The organism is Streptomyces sp. NBC_00335, from assembly GCF_036127095.1.
GTDB lineage: Bacteria > Actinomycetota > Actinomycetes > Streptomycetales > Streptomycetaceae > Streptomyces.
In genome coordinates this window covers 1,869,957-1,887,205 of record NZ_CP108006.1, presented here as the reverse complement: position 1 = coordinate 1,887,205, position 17,249 = coordinate 1,869,957, and the positions used below count along the sequence as shown (strand labels likewise).

At 70.6% G+C, this 17,249-nt stretch carries 13 protein-coding genes; 9 read left to right on the top strand and 4 right to left on the bottom strand.

The annotated features are described in order from the left end of the window. Positions 1–40: 40 nt before the first annotated feature. From OHA37_RS08405 to OHA37_RS08385, 5 genes are all read left to right on the top strand, one after another. On the top strand, positions 41–1,261 hold the full coding sequence (locus OHA37_RS08405; RefSeq protein ID WP_266903713.1) for an MFS transporter: 1,221 nt from the start codon (positions 41–43) through the stop codon (positions 1,259–1,261). 26 nt (positions 1,262–1,287) lie between these two features. Then, positions 1,288–2,148, top strand: coding sequence for a sulfurtransferase (locus OHA37_RS08400; RefSeq protein WP_266903712.1), 861 nt, complete (start codon positions 1,288–1,290; stop codon positions 2,146–2,148). A gap of 107 nt (positions 2,149–2,255) precedes the next feature. Next, the gene (locus tag OHA37_RS08395; RefSeq protein ID WP_266903711.1) at positions 2,256–3,401 is read left to right on the top strand and encodes an acyl-CoA dehydrogenase family protein; all 1,146 of its coding nucleotides are present in this window, start codon (positions 2,256–2,258) and stop codon (positions 3,399–3,401) included. A gap of 56 nt (positions 3,402–3,457) precedes the next feature. Further along, on the top strand, positions 3,458–4,204 hold the full coding sequence (locus OHA37_RS08390) for an NADPH-dependent F420 reductase (RefSeq protein WP_266903710.1): 747 nt from the start codon (positions 3,458–3,460) through the stop codon (positions 4,202–4,204). 98 nt (positions 4,205–4,302) lie between these two features. After that, positions 4,303–4,773, top strand: coding sequence for a flavin reductase family protein (locus tag OHA37_RS08385; RefSeq protein ID WP_266903709.1), 471 nt, complete (start codon positions 4,303–4,305; stop codon positions 4,771–4,773). 68 nt (positions 4,774–4,841) lie between these two features. On the opposite strand, the gene OHA37_RS08380 is transcribed toward OHA37_RS08385, so the two are convergent. Beyond that, entirely contained in the window at positions 4,842–5,801 is a 960-nt protein-coding gene (locus tag OHA37_RS08380; RefSeq protein ID WP_266903708.1) for a LysR family transcriptional regulator, read from the bottom strand. 432 nt (positions 5,802–6,233) lie between these two features. Here OHA37_RS08380 and OHA37_RS08375 point away from each other — a divergent pair, with 432 nt between their 5' ends. Beyond that, positions 6,234–7,586 carry an aminotransferase class V-fold PLP-dependent enzyme gene (locus OHA37_RS08375; protein ID WP_443046126.1) on the top strand — a complete coding sequence of 451 codons (1,353 nt, stop codon included), beginning with the start codon at positions 6,234–6,236 and terminating at the stop codon, positions 7,584–7,586. 303 nt (positions 7,587–7,889) lie between these two features. Here the strand turns inward: OHA37_RS08375 and OHA37_RS08370 are convergent, their stop codons facing one another. Together OHA37_RS08370 and OHA37_RS08365 are read right to left on the bottom strand one after the other, a co-directional pair. Beyond that, positions 7,890–9,419 (bottom strand): helix-turn-helix domain-containing protein, encoded by a 1,530-nt coding sequence (locus tag OHA37_RS08370; RefSeq protein ID WP_243331486.1) that lies wholly within the window; start codon positions 9,417–9,419, stop codon positions 7,890–7,892. 78 nt (positions 9,420–9,497) lie between these two features. Further along, positions 9,498–9,989 carry a MarR family winged helix-turn-helix transcriptional regulator gene (locus OHA37_RS08365; protein WP_266903706.1) on the bottom strand — a complete coding sequence of 164 codons (492 nt, stop codon included), beginning with the start codon at positions 9,987–9,989 and terminating at the stop codon, positions 9,498–9,500. Positions 9,990–10,087: 98 nt separating this feature from the next. Here OHA37_RS08365 and OHA37_RS08360 point away from each other — a divergent pair, with 98 nt between their 5' ends. After that, positions 10,088–10,957 carry a haloalkane dehalogenase gene (locus OHA37_RS08360; protein WP_266903705.1) on the top strand — a complete coding sequence of 290 codons (870 nt, stop codon included), beginning with the start codon at positions 10,088–10,090 and terminating at the stop codon, positions 10,955–10,957. Positions 10,958–11,005: 48 nt separating this feature from the next. Here OHA37_RS08360 and OHA37_RS08355 read toward each other — a convergent pair whose 3' ends face one another. Beyond that, positions 11,006–12,958, bottom strand: a complete 1,953-nt coding sequence (locus OHA37_RS08355) for an amidohydrolase (protein WP_266903704.1) — start codon at positions 12,956–12,958, stop codon at positions 11,006–11,008. Between the two features lie 91 nt (positions 12,959–13,049). On the opposite strand from OHA37_RS08355, the gene OHA37_RS08350 reads away from it, so the two are divergent. Together OHA37_RS08350 and acnA are read left to right on the top strand one after the other, a co-directional pair. Next, a complete protein-coding gene (locus OHA37_RS08350; protein WP_328693214.1) occupies positions 13,050–14,168 on the top strand; it encodes a LacI family DNA-binding transcriptional regulator in 1,119 nt (372 codons plus the stop codon). 139 nt (positions 14,169–14,307) lie between these two features. Then, positions 14,308–17,037 (top strand): aconitate hydratase AcnA, encoded by a 2,730-nt coding sequence (gene acnA / locus OHA37_RS08345; protein ID WP_266903702.1) that lies wholly within the window; start codon positions 14,308–14,310, stop codon positions 17,035–17,037. The last annotated feature ends 212 nt before the right edge of the window (positions 17,038–17,249 follow it).

The following is a 17,249-nucleotide window of genomic DNA, read 5'->3' as shown; positions in this document are numbered from 1 at the left end:
TCAACCGGGCCCCCGCCCCGATGAAAGTCCGAGAGGGAACATGCCAATCCGTATCGTGTCCTTAATTCTGTGCGTTTTCGGTATCACCACGGGTGAGTTCGTGGTCGCCGGAATCCTGCCGGACGTCGCCGACGGCCTCGGCGTCTCCATTCCGGCAGCCGGCCTCCTCGTCACCGCCTACGCCATCGGAATGATCTTCGGTGGCCCGGTGGTGACGGCCCTCACCGCCAGGTACCCGCGAAAGCGGCTGATCATGGTGCTGCTGGTGATCGCCGTTCTCGGCAACGTCGTCTCCGCGGTCGCGCCGGTCTACAGCGTGGAGTTCGTGGCACGCGTCATCACGGCCCTGGTCACGTCGACGTTCTTCGCCAACGCGATCGTCATCGCAGTGTCGACCGTGGCACCGGAGAAGGCGGCCTCCACCGTCTCCAAGCTGATCCTCGGCATGAACCTGGCGATGATCCTCGGCGCCCCGCTGGGCACCTTCGTCGGCAACGAGTTCGGCTGGCGTGCGACGTTCGTCGCCATCGCCGTCATCTGCGCCCTCGGCCTGGTGATGGTCATGCAGTTCGTGCCCCCCGTCGCCAACGACACGACCACTTCGGCCTTCGGCGAACTGAAGGTGCTGCGCAACGCCCCCGTACAGCTGGCCATCCTGGTCACCGTCGTCGGCAACGCGGGCCTGCTCATGGTCTTCACCTACTTCTCGCCGCTCCTGGTCGACATCTCCGGGTACGCCGTCTCCTCGGTCCCGATCCTGCTGCTGGTCTACGGCGTCGGCGCGACCGTGGGCAACCTCGCCGGCGGCAAGCTGGCGGACCGGGCGCTGATGCCCTCGCTGGTTGGCCTGCTCGCCGCGCTGACCGTGGGCCTGCTGGTGATGTGGGCCGTCGGCGACAGCATCGTCGGCTCCGGAATCATGGTCTTCGTGCTCGGCGCGCTGGGCTTCTCGATCGTCCCCGGCACTCAGGCCCGGGTCCTGGGCACCGCCACGTCGGCGCCCACGCTCGCCCTCGCGGTGAACTCCTCCGCCTACCAGCTCGCGGCGGCCTTCGCCTCGTGGATCGGCGGCCGGATCATCGACAGCGACCTCGGCCTGCGCGCCATCTACCCGGTGGCGGCCGGCGTCACCTTCCTCGGAATCCTGGTCAGCGCGTTCGCCTGGTACCGGGACACCCGTACGGCCGTGGCCAAGGGAGCCGGAGCCGGAGCCGGAGCCGGAGCCGGAGCCGGAGCCGACACCGAGGCCTCGGTCGCCTGACCCGCCCGCCGAAGAAGGAGCACAGCATGGCTCGTGCATCAGCTGTCGTCACCGGTGAATGGGCCGCGGCCCACCTCACCGATCCCGGAACGGTCTTCGTCGAAACCGGGAACAGCGACGCCGACTTCCAGAAGGGGCACGTTCCCGGTGCCGTCTGGATCGGCTGGGACGAATTCCAGGACGCAATCAGGCTGGGCGTCATCGACCGCGGTGCCTTCGAGGAGCTGCTGAGCGCGAAGGGCATCGGGAACGAGGACACCGTCGTGGTCTACTCGGTGAACTCGAACCTCCTCGCGGCCCTGACGCTGTGGTACTTCAGGCTCTACGGCCACCGGTCGGTCCGACTGCTCGACGGCGGGCGGGAGAAGTGGCAGCGAGACGGCCGCCCCCTCACCTCCGATGAGACCGTCCGCCCGGCCACCGGCTACCGGGCCGAGGAGCCCGACACCTCGATCCGGGCCACCCGCGACGACGTACTCGCCGCGATCGGCGCCAAGAACCTGCTCGACGTGCGCACCCCCGACGAGTACGCGGGCCGCATCTTCGCACCGGGCTTCGCCGGCGAGGCGTTCACCCCGGGCAACAGCCCGCACGACGTGGCACAGCGCGCCGGTCACGTACCCGGTGCGGTCAACCTCGAATGGGACTCCGTCCTCGACGAGGACGGAGCCCTGAAGTCCGAGGAAGAACTGCGCCGGATCTACGGGCGCCTGGACCCGGAGCGCGGATCCATCACCTACTGCTGGGTGGGCGCCCGCTCGGCCCACTCGTGGTTCGTCCTGAGCGAGCTGCTCGGCTGGCCCGACGTGAAGAACTACGACGGCTCCTGGGGCGAGTACGGCTCGCTGCTGGGAGTGCCCGTGGAACGCGGTGACGGCTCGCTCTGAAGCGGCCGCGCCCCGTCCGGAGCGCCCGGCGCCCCATGAACGACATGCCCCGAACCACGGCCGCCCTCCGCGGTGGCCGTGGCCCGATCCGGAAGAAGAGGTTCGCAATGAGCTCCGACGTCCTGGCCGCCATAGCCGCCCTGGCGCCGCGTCTGCAGGGCGCCGCCGCCCGGGCCGACGCCGACCGTCGGCTCGCCGACGACACCGTGGCGGCGATGCAGGAGGCGGGCGTGTTCCGCGCCGCGATGCCCAAGCGCTACGGGGGCGGTGAGGCCTCGATCCGCACCCACCTCGAGGTGGCGTCCGCCGTCGCCGCGATCGACGGCGGCGCCGGCTGGCTGACTTCCCTGTGGAACGGCAACGCCTGGTGCGTCTCCCTGTTCCCCGAGCAGGCGCAGGACGACGTGTGGGGCCAGACCCCCGACGCCCTGGTCAGCGGCACCCTCAAGCCCGACGGCCCGGTCCGCCGGGTGCCGGGCGGATTCCGGCTCAGCGGGGGCTGGAGCTACGCGTCCGGGATATGGCACGCGTCGTGGGTCATAGCGTCCGTCGTCCTCGAAGACGGTCCCGCGGCTCTCCTCGTACCGCGCGAGGACTACGAGATCGTGGACGAGTGGCACATGGCGGGCATGCGCTCGACCGGCAGCAACCGCTACGTGATCGACGACGTGTTCGTCCCGGACCACCGGGTGCTCAAGCTCGCCCCGCTGGTGGGCGGTGCGAACGTCACCGACACCCTCGCCGCTTCCTACCGCGCGGCGATCGTGCCCTCACTGGTGATGATGGTCGCCGGTCCCCAGCTCGGGCTCGGGCGCGCGGCCCTGAACCACGTCATCGAAGGCGCCGGCCACAAGGGCATCGCCTTCACCAACTTCGCGCGCCAGAGCGACTCCGTGGGCTTCCAGCTGCAGATCGCCGAGGCCGCCACCGCTCTGGACAGCGCCGAACTGCACGCCTACCGCGCCGCGGACGGCCTCGACCACCACGCGAGCGAGGTCAGCTACCCCTCGGAACTGCTCCGCGCCCGCTACCGCGCCGACGGCGCCGTGGCCGCCCGCCACGTGAACCGGGCCCTGGAGACGCTGATGACCGCCCACGGCTCGAGCGGCCTGGCCGACGCGAGCCCGCTGCAGCGGATCTGGCGCGATGCCAGCGTTGCCGCCCGCCACGGCATGCTCATCCCGCAGGTCAACCTGGAGGTGTACGGCGCCGCTCTGGTGGGTGCCGAGAACACCGTGACCCCGTTCGCGTAACGGGGCCCGATCCAGGGCGCTGACCGGCCTACCTACCGAAATGGAGAAGTGACATCGTGACCAAGACCCTGGGGCTGATCGGCAGCGGCATGATCGGGGGCATGCTGGCCCGGCTGGCCGTGGCGGCCGGGCTGGACGTCGTACTGAGCAACTCCCGTGGCCCCGAGACCCTCGCCGACCTCGTCGCCGAACTCGGACCGCGGGCCCGCGCGGCCACCCCCGCCGAAGCCGCCCGGGCCGGCGACCTGGTGGTGGCGACCATCCCGCTGCACGCCTACGACCGGCTTCCCGCCCAGGCGCTGGCGGGCAAGACGGTGATCGACACCATGAACTACTACCCGGAGCGCGACGGGGCCCTCGCCGCGCTGGACAGCCGCGAGGCGACCTCCAGCACCCTGGTGCAGCGTCACCTGGCCGATTCCCGCGTGGTCAAGGCGTGCAACAACATCTTCTTCATCAGCCTGCTGACCGCCGCCCGGCCCGCCGGGTCGCCGGACCGCAACGCACTGCCGGTCGCCGGCGACGACCCGACGGCCAAGGCCGAGGTGGCCGCGCTGCTGGACGTACTCGGCTACGACACGGTGGACATCGGCACTCTCGCCGACAGCTGGCGCAGTGAACCCGGCACGCCGGTCTACGTGCGGCCGTACTTCCCCGGGATGCCGCCGTGGGGAGCGCAGCCAGAGGTCCTGCAGCGCTGGTTCGAGGAGACCTCGGGCGTCGCGGTGCCGGCGGCCCGCGTAAAGGAACTGGCCGGCCTCGCCATCCGGCACCACGGGGGAGAGCGGCTCCCCTCGATCTAGTACCCGTCCGTCCACAGATCCAGCTGTTCAGCTGTCAGGAAGGAGTATCGGTGTCCGAATACGGGGGACGGTCCGTTCAGGATTCGTTTCGACATACGATGTCTACCTTTGCCTCGGGCGTCGTCGTGCTCTCGGTCGGCGCGCCCGAGGTCCACGCGATGACCGCCAACGCCTTCGGGTCGGTCTCGCTCGACCCTCCGCTCGTCCAGTGCTGCGTCTCCCACACGGCGGTGATGCACGGCAGCCTCATCAGGGCGCGGAGCTTCGGCGTCTCGATACTGAGCGCGGACCAAGAGCCTGCCGCCCGGCACTTCGCCGACAAGTCCCGGCCGCTGGGCATGGCCCAGTTCGAGGGCATCGACTGGAATCCGGGCCCGCTGACCGGTGCGCCGCTGCTGCCCGGCGCACTGGCGTGGCTGGAATGCAAACTGGTCGAATCACACGTCGCCGGGGACCACTCGCTGTTCCTCGGCGAGGTGCTCTCCTCCGTCACCGGTTACGAGGACGAGGCCCTGGTGTTCTACGGCGGCCGGTTCGAGCGGTCGGGATCAGACCGCACCCGACGATGAAGCTCCTGGTAGGCGGTGTGGCGACCGCGATCCACCGCCTACCAGGCCTCCATGACGGCGAGCGCCGCTCAGCAGTAGGCGGCTTCCAGCTCCATCGGCCGCGTGAGGTCCTGCTCGGTGCCCACCGGCAGGCTCCGGCGGCGCACTTGCTCGCAGATATCCTTCAGGGCGGAGATGTGCGGCTTCTTGCCGTCCGCCTTGGGCCAGACCATGCTCAGGGTGCAGTCCGTCAGGTCCCGCACGGGCAGGTAGCGGAGGTCGGGGCGGGGGTAGAGGCGCGCCGCCGCGGCCGGTACGAAGGCGATGGCCCCGCCGAAGGAGGCCATCGACAGCAGCGACTCGAATCTCGTGACGCGGTGGTCGGTGTAGAGGACGGGGGAGCCGTCCGGGCGCGGGTCGGCGGCCCAGTAGTCGCGGCCCTCCTGGAACATCTCCGGCGCCAGACTGACCACCGGGTGGCCGGCCAGGTCCGCCAGGGTCACCGAGGACCGCGTGGCCAGCGGATCCGAGCTGCAGACGCACACCAGGCGCGGCTCCGAGGCCAGCGGGTAGCTGTCGAGGCCGCTGGGCACCGGCATGTACGCGAACGCGGCGTCGATCTTGCCGTTCTCCAGGGCGATCATCTGCTCGGCGAAGTCGAACACGTGGATCTCGGGGCCCAGACAGGGGTACAGCGAGCTGATCGCGCCGAGCACGTTCCGGGTGGGTTCCAGCGCGGCGACGTTCTCGCACACGCCGAGCCTCAGCCGGGTGTCGCCGATCGCGGAGCGGGATGCCGCGAGGCGGAGGTTTTCCGTCGCGTTGACGACCTTCTCGGCCAGGGGGAGCAGCGCGGTGCCCGTGGGGGTCATCTCGACGCGTCGGCTGGTGCGGGTGAAGAGCGTCACGCCGAGCCGGTGTTCCAGTGAGCGGATCTGCTGGCTCAGTGCGGACTGGGTGAGGAAGAGCTTATCGGCCGCGTTCTTGAAGTGAAGTTCCTCGGCTAAGACGAGCAGTAATCTCAGCTGGTGAATTGTCGGATCCCCCATGATCTGAATTCCCCCTCGATTCATCATGTTTAGCTTAACGCAGTCTCTACATGTTAATGGATGAGGCATTGATTCGGCCACTGGGAAAGTGGAGCATGGGTGTGGGGCATGGTGCGGAGTCCGGGGGTGGGCGGTTCGTCCCCCCGCTTCGATCGCACCTGCCGCGCGCGGCACCGTCCGGGGAAGCCGCGTCAAGTGGGCGGACCGGGAGGGTGGTTCGGGAAATCTTCTCAGGTCAGCTCCGCATCGGCGCCGCCGACGTCCCGTAGGCGCGGGCGCTTCCTTGCGTACGGGTGGCTCACCCGGACGCGCAAGGGTAAAGACTTTGTACGTCTTCTGTGCCGACCACGCAAAAGGCGCAAAGGGGGCCATCAGCTCCGGTCCGTGTGAATCGAGTAGCCGCGCACACGCAAATGACAATGGAGGCTTGATATGTTAATGGAGTCATGTGTGACGGCCGGTGCCGACCGCATTCCCGGAATTGTGGGAGCGCGACTGCTGGTACCGCTGGTCGACGGACGGTGGGTGCCCGACGCCAATCTCGACCACGCCGCCAGCGCTCCGTGCCTCACCGCCGTCCAGGACGAGGTGAACCGTTTCCTGCCCTGGTACAGCAGCGTGCACCGGGGCTCCGGGTTCACCTCCGGCGTGTCCACGCGGGTCTACGAGCGGGCCAGGGCCTCGGTGCGCTCGTTCGTGGGAGCCGGGCCCGACGACTGCGTCCTGTTCACCCGCAACACCACCGACTCGCTCAACCTCCTGGCGCGCGCGCTGCCGCCGGGCACCACGGTGTTCCGCTTCTCGGCCGACCACCACGCCGCCCTGCTGCCGTGGCGCGACGCCGAGGTTCGCCGGCTGGGGATGCCGGCCGGCCCGGACGACGCGCTGCGCCTGCTCGACGCCGTGCTGGCCGCCGCCCCGGACGGGCCCCGGCTCGTGGTGATCACCGCCGTCTCCAACGTCACCGGCGAGGTGTGGCCCGTGGCCGCACTGGCCGAGGTGGCCCACCGGCACGGCGCCCGCGTGGTGCTCGACGCCGCACAGCTGGTGCCGCACCAGCCCCTGGACATGACCGCCCTGGGCGTGGACTGGGTGGCGTTCTCCGGGCACAAGCTCTACGCCCCCTTCGGCGCGGGCGTCCTCGTCGGCGCCCCGGACTGGCTGGAAGCGGCCGAACCCTACCTGGCCGGCGGCGGGGCCTCCGCGCTCGTCGCCGAGGAGGCCGGCCGGGAGACGGTGACCTGGGCGGAGCTGCCCCACCGGCACGAGGCGGGCACTCCGAACGTCGTGGGCGCCCACGCGCTGGCCGTCGCCTGCGACACCCTGGCGGCCACCGGCTGGGAAGCGATCACGGAACACGAGCGGGAGCTCGCCGACCGGCTGCGCCGGGGCCTCGGGGAGATACCCGGCGTGCGCCTGCTCGGGATGTGGGGCCCGGACCACCCGAGGGTCGGCGTCGTGGCCTTCACCGTCGTGGACCGCACCGGAAACCCGGCCGACCAGGAACTCCTGGCCGCCGTACTCGCCGCCGAGCACGGAATCGGCATCCGGCACGGCGCGTTCTGCGCCCACCAGGTCGTGCGGCACCTCGTCGGCGACACCGAGGGCCCCAGCCGCGCCCTGCGCGCCAGCGTCGGCCTGGGAACGACGCCCGAGCACGTCGAACGACTGCTCACGGCACTGGCCGGCCTGTTGAGCGAGGGCCCGCGCTGGACCTACAAGCATGCGGAGGCGGGCTGGGCCCCGGTCCCCGACCCGCGCGAGGAGCCGGACTTCCTGCGGTGACCTTTCCGGGTAATTCACCGCCGTCTGCTGACGGATGCGTACGCCGCGATCCCCGGTTTCCGAAACCGGGGATCGTGTGGACCATCGATTGCGTTCGCGCATTGCTGTACTTGGCGGTGGAGCGTCGCGAACGCGGTGGGTCGTGCTGCGCAGGTCGACGAGAGCACCGTGTTCAGGTAGACCCGCCCGGGGCGGCCAAGACCAGGAAGCGCCCCAAAGTCCCGGAGAATTCGCACAGACACCGCCGCACCCCGTGCTGACTCGCCTTTGGCAGGTCAAATGAGGTGTGGCGGCGTCCTTTTGTCAGATGTCGCGGAAGATCTCGATCTGCGCGCCCACCGAGTTGAGGCGCTCCGCCAGTTCCTCGTAGCCGCGGTTGATGACGTAGACGTTGCGCAGGACCGAGGTGCCCTCGGCCGCCATCATCGCCAGGAGGACGACCACCGCGGGGCGCAGGGCCGGCGGGCACATCATCTCCGCCGCGCGCCAGCGGGTGGGGCCCTCGACCAGGACGCGGTGGGGGTCCAGGAGCTGGAGGCGGCCGCCGAGGCGGTTGAGGTCCGTGAGGTAGATGGCGCGGTTGTCGTACACCCAGTCGTGGATCAGGGTCTGACCCTGTGCCACGGCCGCGATGGCGGCGAAGAAGGGGACGTTGTCGATGTTCAGCCCGGGGAAGGGCATCGGGTGGATCTTGTCGATCGGCGCTTCGAGCTTCGACGGGCGGACGGTGAGGTCCACCAGGCGGGTGCGGCCGTTGTCGGCGGTGTACTCGGGGGAGCGGTCGTGGTCGAGGCCCATCTCCTCCAGGACCGCGAGCTCGATCTCCATGAACTCGATGGGGACCCGGCGGATCGTCAGCTCGGATTCCGTGACCACGGCGGCGGCCAGCAGGCTCATCGCCTCGACCGGGTCCTCCGAGGGGGAGTAGTCCACGTCCACGTCGATGTTCGGGACGCCGTGGACCGTCAGGGTGGTGGTGCCGACGCCGTCGACCCGGACGCCGAGCGCCTCCAGGAAGAAGCACAGGTCCTGGACCATGTAGTTGGAGGAGGCGTTGCGGATGACGGTGGTGCCGTCGTGCCGGGCGGCGGCGAGCAGCGCGTTCTCGGTGACGGTGTCCCCGCGCTCGGTCAGCACGATCGGGCGGTCCGGGGAGATCCCGGCCTCGACCTGGGCGTGGTAGATGCCCTCGGTCGCGGTGATGTCCAGGCCGAAGCGGCGCAGGGCGATCATGTGCGGCTCGATGGTGCGGGTGCCGAGGTCGCAACCGCCCGCGTAGGGCAGCTTGAAGTGGTCCATCCGGTGCAGGAGGGGACCGAGGAACATGATGATGCTGCGGGTGCGGCGCGCCGCGTCCGCGTCCATGGCGTCCATGTCGAGGCGGGCCGGCGGTACGAGTTCCAGGTCGACGCCGTCGTTGATCCAGCGGGTGCGGACGCCGATGGAGTTCAGGACCTCCAGGAGGCGGTAGACCTCCTCGATGCGGGCGACCCGGCGAAGGACGGTGCGGCCCTTGTTGAGCAGCGAGGCGCACAGCAGGGCCACGCACGCGTTCTTGCTCGTCTTGACGTCGATGGCGCCGGACAGGCGGCGGCCGCCGACCACGCGCAGGTGCATCGGACCGGCGTAGCCCAGGGAGACGATTTCGCTGTCGAGGGCTTCCCCGATGCGGGCGATCATCTCAAGGCTGATGTTCTGGTTGCCGCGCTCGATTCGGTTCACGGCGCTCTGGCTGGTGCCGAGAGCGTCCGCGAGCTGACTCTGTGTCCAGCCCCGGTGCTGCCGGGCGTCACGGATGAGCTTGCCGATGCGTACGAGGTAGTCGTCTGCCATGGATGCACCGTATCTCAGATATGAGATGTTGCCCGCGCTGGGCGTGGCAGACGGGTGTCAACGTACCCGAAAGCGGACTTACCGCCCGTCAGCTCCCATCGTGGGGCCGCCGCGTGCGTGGTGCGCGACGAGCCGCCCGAGCAGGTCGACGAGCTGCTCGCGCTCCGGCGCGGACAAAGGGGACAGAAGCTCCTCCTGGGCCGCGGCGAGCAGTTGCTCCAGCTTGCGCAGGCGGCGCCGGCCGGCGGTCGTGAGGGTGATGACGTTGCGCCGCCGGTCGGCGGGGTCGGGGGTCCTCTCGACCAGCTCGCGCGCGGCGAGTTCGTTGATGACGGCGACCAGGTCGCTGCGGTGGATGTCGGTGCGGCCGCTCAGGGCCGCCTGGCTCGCGGGCCCGAACTCGTCCAGGGCCACCAGGGTCGCGTAGTGCCATTTGCGGGCGTCCGCCCCGCTCAGCCCCTCGGTGACGAGCCGTGTGGCGTGCGCCGAGGCCTGGGAGAGCAGTCGGCTGGGCAGTTCGCGCAGTCGCTCCGGGAGGGCGGAGGCGCCCTGGTCCTCTTCCGTGGTCATGGCGGGATCGTACCCCTTGCGTTCGGAGCACTAACGATTTAAGTTCGTTGGTGTCACGAACGTTCGTGACACCAACGAAATGAAACGGATGGTTCCCCATGCCCGTCATCGACGTACTCGACTCGACCGTGTACTACGAGGAGCTCGGCGCCCCCGACGGCGTCCCCTTCGTCTTCCTGCACGGCAACCCGACCTCCTCCCACCTGTGGCGGGGCGTACTGCCCCGGATCGGGGGCCGGGTCCGCGTCCTCGCCCCCGACCTCATCGGGATGGGCCGCTCCGGCAAGCCCGGCGGCGAGTACCGCTTCGCCGACCACGCCCGCTACCTCGAAGCCTGGTTCGACGCCCTCGGCCTCGACGAGTTCGTCCTCGTCGGACAGGACTGGGGCGGGGCGCTCGCCTTCGACCTGGCCGCCCGCCGCCCGGAGCAGGTCCGCGGCCTCGCCTTCATGGAGACGATCCTGCGGCCGATGACCTGGGAGGAGTACCCGCCCGCGGCCCGCGCCCGGTTCGAGGCGATCCGTACCCCGGGAGTGGGGGAGGAGATGATCCTGGAGCGGAACCTCTTCATCGAGGACAGCATCGGCAAGACCGTGCTGAACACGATGAGCGAGGCCGACCACGCCGTCTACGCCGCCCCCTACCCCACCCCCGAGAGCCGGGTCCCCCTGCTCCGCTTCGCCCGCTCCCTGCCGATCGGCGGCGAACCGGCCGACGTGGTCGCCCGGGTCGAGGCCTACGACGCCTGGCTGGCCGCCAGCCCGCAGGTGCCCAAGCTCCTGCTCCACTTCGACGGCTCGCCCGCCCTGATGGTCGGCCCCGAGCTGGTCGCGTGGAGCGAGGAGAACATCTCCGCGCTGGAGAGCGAGTACTGCGGCGCCGCCGCGCACCTCTGCCCTGAGGACCGGCCCGAGGAGATCGCCGCCGCCGTCACGGCCTGGGCCGCGCGCCACGGCCTTGCGGGCTGACCGGCCGGGCCGGGGCCACGCGTGGCCCCGACCCGGAACCCGGCTCGCTCAGTGCCCGCAGGCGTGGTGCCGGCCCTTGCCGCCACCGCCGTGGACCGAGGCGTACGAGGCCGGGCGCGCGCCCGCCGCCGCCGCGCGGGCCAGCCGGGCCGAAGCCGCCCGGCCCGACGCCGAATCCGCTTCGTGCACGACACGGCCGCCGACCAGGGTCATGCGTACGCCCGTCCCGCTGATGTCGGCCACCGGACAGCGCGTCACGTCCCGGTCCAGGACCACCAGGTCCGCCGCCTTGCCCGGCTCCAGCGTTCCGGTCAGCTCCTCCTGGCGGAGCTGCCACGCCGTTCCCGAGGTGTGCATCCGCAGCGTGGTGTCCCGGCTCAGCGCCTCCTGCTGCCGGTACAGCTCGCCCGCCCCCACCGCGCCCTGCCGGTCGATCGCCGTCCGGAGCTGGTTCCACACCTGCAGGGCGTCCACCGGCCAGTCCGAACCGCCCGCCAGCCGCGCGCCCGCCCTCTCCAGGCTGCGCGCCGGGTACAGCCACCGGTGCCGCTCGGGCCCGATGTAGGGGAGCAGCGCCTCCACCGTCCAGGTGTCCCGCGTGGCCCACTGGAGCTGCATGCACGCCGCGACCCCGAGCCGCGCGAAGCGCCGCAGGTCCGCGGGGTCCACGATCTGCAGGTGCGCCACCGCGTTGCGGGCGTCGCGCCGCCCCGTCACCTTGCGGGCGTACTCGTACCCGTCCAGGGCGGTGCGCACCGCCCGGTCTCCGAGCCCGTGGGCGTGCATCTGCCAGCCCGCTCGGTTGAAGGCGGCGCTGAGCCGGCCGTAGTCCGCGGCCGAGGTGTAGAGCTCGCCCCGGTTCGCGGTCGGCTTGCCGTTCCCGTCGAGGTACGGCTCCAGCAGGGCGGCGGTCTGCGCCGGGTACTCGATGACCCCGTCGAGGAACACCTTGATCATCCCGAAGCGGAGGCCCCGCACGCCCCCGAACTCCCGCCGCAGGCCGCGCGCGTACGCCAGCGAGCCCGCCGGGTCCTTGGCCTGGTCCGCGTCCAGCCGGATCGCGGGGACGATCCGCTGTGGCAGCCGGCCCGCCGCGGAGAGCGCCTGGTACAGCTCCAGTTCGCGGCGCCCCACCAGGGCGTCCATCATCGTGGTGATCCCGGACGCGGCGGCCAGCCCCAGCGCCTCGGCGCACGCCGCGACCAGCTCGGCGCGGGTGTGCTCCGGTATCAGGTGACGCACCAGCCCCTGGGCGTCGTCCTTGAGGACCCCCGTCGGCTTCCCGTCCGCGCCCTTGACCACCTTGCCGCCGACCGGGTCGGGCGTGGCCGCCGTGATCCCGGCGATGTCCAGGGCCCGCTGATTGGCCCAGCAGTTGTGTCCGTCGCCGCCGATCAGGACGATCGGCCGCCGGGTCGGGAGCGCGTCCAGCATCGAGTGGTGCGGAGCGGTGCCCACGGGGAGCAGCCCGACCGGGTTCCAGTCCTCGACCACCAGCCAGCCGTCGGGCTTGGCGCCCGCGCCGCCGGTGTCGGCGAGGAAGCCGGTCAGGATCTCCAGGAGCTCGGCCGGGGTGGTCTCCGCACTCTCCAGGGAGGGGGACAGCGAGCGCTCGCCGGCCCCGAGCGGGTGGACGTGGCCGTCGTGGATCCCGCTCATCACGGTGTTGCCGCGGGCGTCGAGCACCTCGGTGTCCCGGCCCACGTACCGGCGCAGTGCCGCGTCGGTCCCGGTGGCCAGGATCTTCCCGTCCCGGCCGACCGCGACGGCCCGCACGGGGCCCCGGCGTTCGGTCCCGGGGACCCCCGTGAAAACCGAGGCGTTGCGGATCACCAGCGCGGCCGAGTTCCGCCCGCCGGCGGACGGGGCGGGCGCGGCCGCGGCGGGTGCCGCGCCCAGCAGACCCGCCGCTCCCGCGGCTCCGGCGGCCGCGAGGAGCCCCCGGCGGGACAGGGGGGAGCGGTCGGACAGCGGGGACCGGGGGGAGGGAGAAGGACGCATGCACACTCCAAACGTTGGTGTGGCAGGACGTTGTTTGGTTAAGGGGTTAACCAGAAGCCGCCTCCGGCGACGAAATCCGTACGATGGCGCCGTGCCCGTCCCCTTCCTTCACGCACCCGGACATGTCCCGATGCCCGCGCCCGCGCCCGTGCCCGGTCCGACCCTGGCCGACATCGCCCGCGCCGCCGAGGTCTCCACCGCGACCGTCTCGCACGCGCTCAACGGCACCGGCCGCGTCGGCGAGTCCACCCGCCGCCGGGTGCGCGAGGTCGCCGGGGGCCTGGGCTACGGAGCCCGGCGCGGCCCGCACAACCGCAGCCTGGGCATCGCCGTGACCACGTACGCCGGCTTCGCCTGGGACTTCGCCAAGATCGCCTACTACGCCCGGCTGCTCCTCGCCGCGACCTCGGCGGCGCACGCCCACGGCTACGCCCTGACCACGCTGCCCGCCGACCGCGGCGCCGAGCCGCTGTGGCACACCCTGGCGGTGGACGGGATGCTGCTGATCGACAGTCCGGCCGACGACCCGGTGCTGCGCGCACTGCGGGCGCGGGGGGTGCCGGTGGTCTTCGACGGGCCTCCCGCCGATCCGCGGCCGGGCGACGTATGGGTGGACAACGACCACACCGCCACCACGCGCGAGGTACTGGACCACCTGGCGGCCTCCGGGGCCCGGCGGATCGCGCTGCAGGCGGGCTACGGCGGGGAGTTCTACACCGGGGCCGTCACCTCAGCCTATGAACACTGGTGCGCCGAGCGGCGCCGGGTCCCGCTCGTGATCCCCTTCGACCCCAATGACGACGCCGGGCACGCCTTCGACTCCGCCTTCGCGGGGCCGGACCGGCCCGACGCCGTGTACTGCGTATACGACCCGGGGGGCCGGCAGGTGCTGGCCGCCGCCGCGCGCCACGCCATCGCCATCCCCGGCGCCGACCCGTCCCCAGGCCCCGGCCCGTCCCCCGTACCGGGATCCGGCCCCGGCCCGGAGGAGAAGGGCCTGCTGCTGGTCTGTGCCAGCGAGGACCCGGCGTACGCCGAGAACGATCCTGCCGTGACCACCGTCACCTTCGATCCTGAGCGGATCGCGGAATCGGCGGTTTCGTCCCTGGTCAAGCTCATCGAATCCGGACATGCGCAATCCACTGGGCGGCTCACCGTTCCGGCGGGCCTCAGGGTGCGTGCCTCGTCCCGGCCCCCCGGCATGTACTAGAGTTATCTCGACATCGAGATATCTGCCCCGGACGTGCCGCAGCCGCCCCGCTGGTAAGGGTTACCTAACTTAGCCTCACCTTAGCGGAAAGGCCAGAGTGCCTCGCGGCAGGATTGCGGCAATACGCGCGAATTCATGCATGAAGGAGACTGTCGTGTCGGCGAACAGCTTCGACGCCCGCAGCACGCTGCAGGTGGGCGACGAGTCGTACGAGATCTTCAAGCTGGACAAGGTCGAGGGCTCCGCCCGCCTTCCCTACAGCCTGAAGGTCCTGCTGGAGAACCTGCTCCGTACCGAGGACGGCGCGAACATCACCGCCGACCACATCCGGTCGCTCGGAAACTGGGACTCGCAGGCCCAGCCCAGCGAGGAGATCCAGTTCACGCCGGCCCGCGTGATCATGCAGGACTTCACCGGCGTTCCCTGCGTCGTGGACCTCGCCACCATGCGCGAGGCCGTGAAGGCCCTCGGCGGCGACCCGGCGAAGATCAACCCGCTCTCGCCCGCCGAGATGGTCATCGACCACTCGGTCATCGCCGACAAGTTCGGCACGGCCGAGGCGTTCAGCCAGAACGTCGAGCTGGAGTACGGCCGCAACAAGGAGCGCTACCAGTTCCTGCGCTGGGGCCAGACCGCCTTCGACGACTTCAAGGTCGTCCCCCCGGGCACCGGCATCGTCCACCAGGTCAACATCGAGCACCTGGCCCGTACGGTCATGGTCCGCAACGGCCAGGCGTACCCCGACACCCTCGTCGGCACCGACTCGCACACCACGATGGTCAACGGCCTGGGCGTACTGGGCTGGGGCGTCGGCGGCATCGAGGCCGAGGCCGCGATGCTCGGCCAGCCGGTCTCCATGCTGATCCCGCGCGTCGTGGGCTTCAAGCTGACCGGCGAGCTGCCGGCCGGCACCACCGCCACCGACCTCGTGCTGACCATCACCGAGATGCTCCGCAAGCACGGCGTCGTCGGCAAGTTCGTCGAGTTCTACGGTGAGGGCGTCGCCGCCACCTCCCTCGCGAACCGCGCCACCATCGGCAACATGTCGCCGGAGTTCGGTTCCACCGCCGCGATCTTCCCGATCGACGACGAGACCCTGAAGTACCTGCGCCTGACCGGCCGCGACGCCCAGCAGGTCGCGCTCGTCGAGGCGTACGCCAAGGCCCAGGGCCTGTGGCTGGACCCGGCCGCCGAGCCGGACTTCTCCGAGAAGCTGGAGCTCGACCTCTCCACGGTCGTCCCCTCCATCGCCGGCCCCAAGCGCCCGCAGGACCGCATCATCCTCGCGAACGCCTCCCAGCAGTTCGCCCAGGACGTGCGCAACTACGTCTCCGACGACGAGGAGGCCGGCAAGGAGTCCTTCCCGGCGTCCGACTCCCCGGCGGCGGCCAACGGCGTTCCCAGCAAGCCCACCCCGGTGACCCTGGCCGACGGCACCTCCTTCGAGATCGACCACGGCGCCGTCACCGTCGCCGCGATCACCTCGTGCACCAACACCTCGAACCCCTACGTCATGGTCGCCGCGGCGCTCGTGGCGAAGAAGGCCGTCGAGAAGGGCCTCGCCCGCAAGCCGTGGGTCAAGACCACCCTGGCCCCGGGCTCGAAGGTCGTCACCGACTACTTCGACAAGGCCGGCCTGACCCCGTACCTCGACAAGATGGGCTTCAACCTCGTCGGGTACGGCTGCACCACCTGCATCGGCAACTCGGGTCCGCTGGAGGAGGAGATCTCCAAGGCGATCAACGACGCCGACCTCGCGGTCACCTCGGTCCTCTCGGGCAACCGCAACTTCGAGGGCCGCATCAACCCCGACGTCAAGATGAACTACCTGGCCTCCCCGCCGCTGGTCGTCGCGTACGCCATCGCGGGCTCCATGAAGGTGGACATCACCCGGGACGCCATCGCCACCGACTCCGAGGGCAACCCGGTCTTCCTGAAGGACATCTGGCCCACCGAGGCCGAGGTCAACGACGTCGTCGCGAACGCGATCGGCGAAGACATGTTCAGCAAGTCCTACCAGGACGTCTTCGCGGGCGACGCCCAGTGGCAGGCGCTGTCGATCCCGACGGGCAACACCTTCGAGTGGGACCCGCAGTCCACCTACGTGCGCAAGCCCCCTTACTTCGAGGGCATGACGATGGAGACCACCCCGGTCTCCGACATCGCCGGCGCCCGTGTGCTGGCGAAGCTGGGCGACTCGGTCACCACCGACCACATCTCCCCGGCCGGTGCGATCAAGGCCGACACCCCGGCCGGCAAGTACCTCACGGAGCACGGCGTCGAGCGCCGCGACTTCAACTCGTACGGTTCCCGCCGCGGAAACCACGAGGTCATGATCCGCGGTACGTTCGCCAACATTCGCCTCCGCAACCAGATCGCGGCGGGCACCGAGGGCGGCTTCACCCGCGACTTCACGGTCGAGGGCGCGCCGGTCTCCTTCATCTACGACGCCTCGCAGAACTACCAGGCCGCCGGCATCCCGCTGGTCATCCTGGCGGGCAAGGAGTACGGCTCGGGCTCGTCGCGCGACTGGGCCGCCAAGGGCACCGCCCTGCTCGGCGTCAAGGCCGTCATCGCGGAGTCCTACGAGCGCATCCACCGCTCCAACCTGATCGGCATGGGCGTCCTGCCCCTGCAGTACCCCGAGGGCGTCACGGCGGCCTCCCTGGGCCTCACCGGCGAGGAGTCCTTCTCCTTCACCGGTGTGGAGGAGCTGAACAACGGCACCACCCCGCGCACGGTCAAGGTGACCACCGACACCGGCGTGGAGTTCGACGCGGTCGTCCGCATCGACACCCCGGGCGAGGCCGACTACTACCGCAACGGCGGCATCATGCAGTACGTGCTCCGCAACCTCATCCGCGGCTAAGCACACGGCGCATACCGGCACCAAAGGGCCGTACCTCCGTTAAGGGGGTACGGCCCTTCCGTTTCTGCGGGCGGCTCCGACGGTCCGGCTCAGGTGACGGTGAGGTCTCAACTCGGAAAAGTAGGGGCCCATACCGGTACATGATCTTGCTCACAGGAGCGGAAGTGGACTATACCTGTGCCCGTCCGGGTCACCGCGAAACGAGCGGCCTC

Excerpts from the sequence above, each read along its gene's own strand:
- OHA37_RS08405 (WP_266903713.1), top strand. The coding sequence starts at position 41 with ATGCCAATCCGTATCGTGTCCTTAATTCTGTGCGTTTTCGGTATCACC.
- OHA37_RS08400 (WP_266903712.1), top strand. The coding sequence starts at position 1,288 with ATGGCTCGTGCATCAGCTGTCGTCACCGGTGAATGGGCCGCGGCCCAC.
- OHA37_RS08395 (WP_266903711.1), top strand. The coding sequence starts at position 2,256 with ATGAGCTCCGACGTCCTGGCCGCCATAGCCGCCCTGGCGCCGCGTCTG.
- OHA37_RS08385 (WP_266903709.1), top strand. The coding sequence starts at position 4,303 with ATGTCTACCTTTGCCTCGGGCGTCGTCGTGCTCTCGGTCGGCGCGCCC.
- OHA37_RS08380 (WP_266903708.1), bottom strand. The coding sequence starts at position 5,801 with ATGGGGGATCCGACAATTCACCAGCTGAGATTACTGCTCGTCTTAGCC.
- OHA37_RS08375 (WP_443046126.1), top strand. The coding sequence starts at position 6,234 with ATGTTAATGGAGTCATGTGTGACGGCCGGTGCCGACCGCATTCCCGGA.
- OHA37_RS08370 (WP_243331486.1), bottom strand. The coding sequence starts at position 9,419 with ATGGCAGACGACTACCTCGTACGCATCGGCAAGCTCATCCGTGACGCC.
- OHA37_RS08365 (WP_266903706.1), bottom strand. The coding sequence starts at position 9,989 with ATGACCACGGAAGAGGACCAGGGCGCCTCCGCCCTCCCGGAGCGACTG.
- OHA37_RS08360 (WP_266903705.1), top strand. The coding sequence starts at position 10,088 with ATGCCCGTCATCGACGTACTCGACTCGACCGTGTACTACGAGGAGCTC.
- OHA37_RS08355 (WP_266903704.1), bottom strand. The coding sequence starts at position 12,958 with ATGCGTCCTTCTCCCTCCCCCCGGTCCCCGCTGTCCGACCGCTCCCCC.
- acnA (WP_266903702.1), top strand. The coding sequence starts at position 14,308 with ATGAAGGAGACTGTCGTGTCGGCGAACAGCTTCGACGCCCGCAGCACG.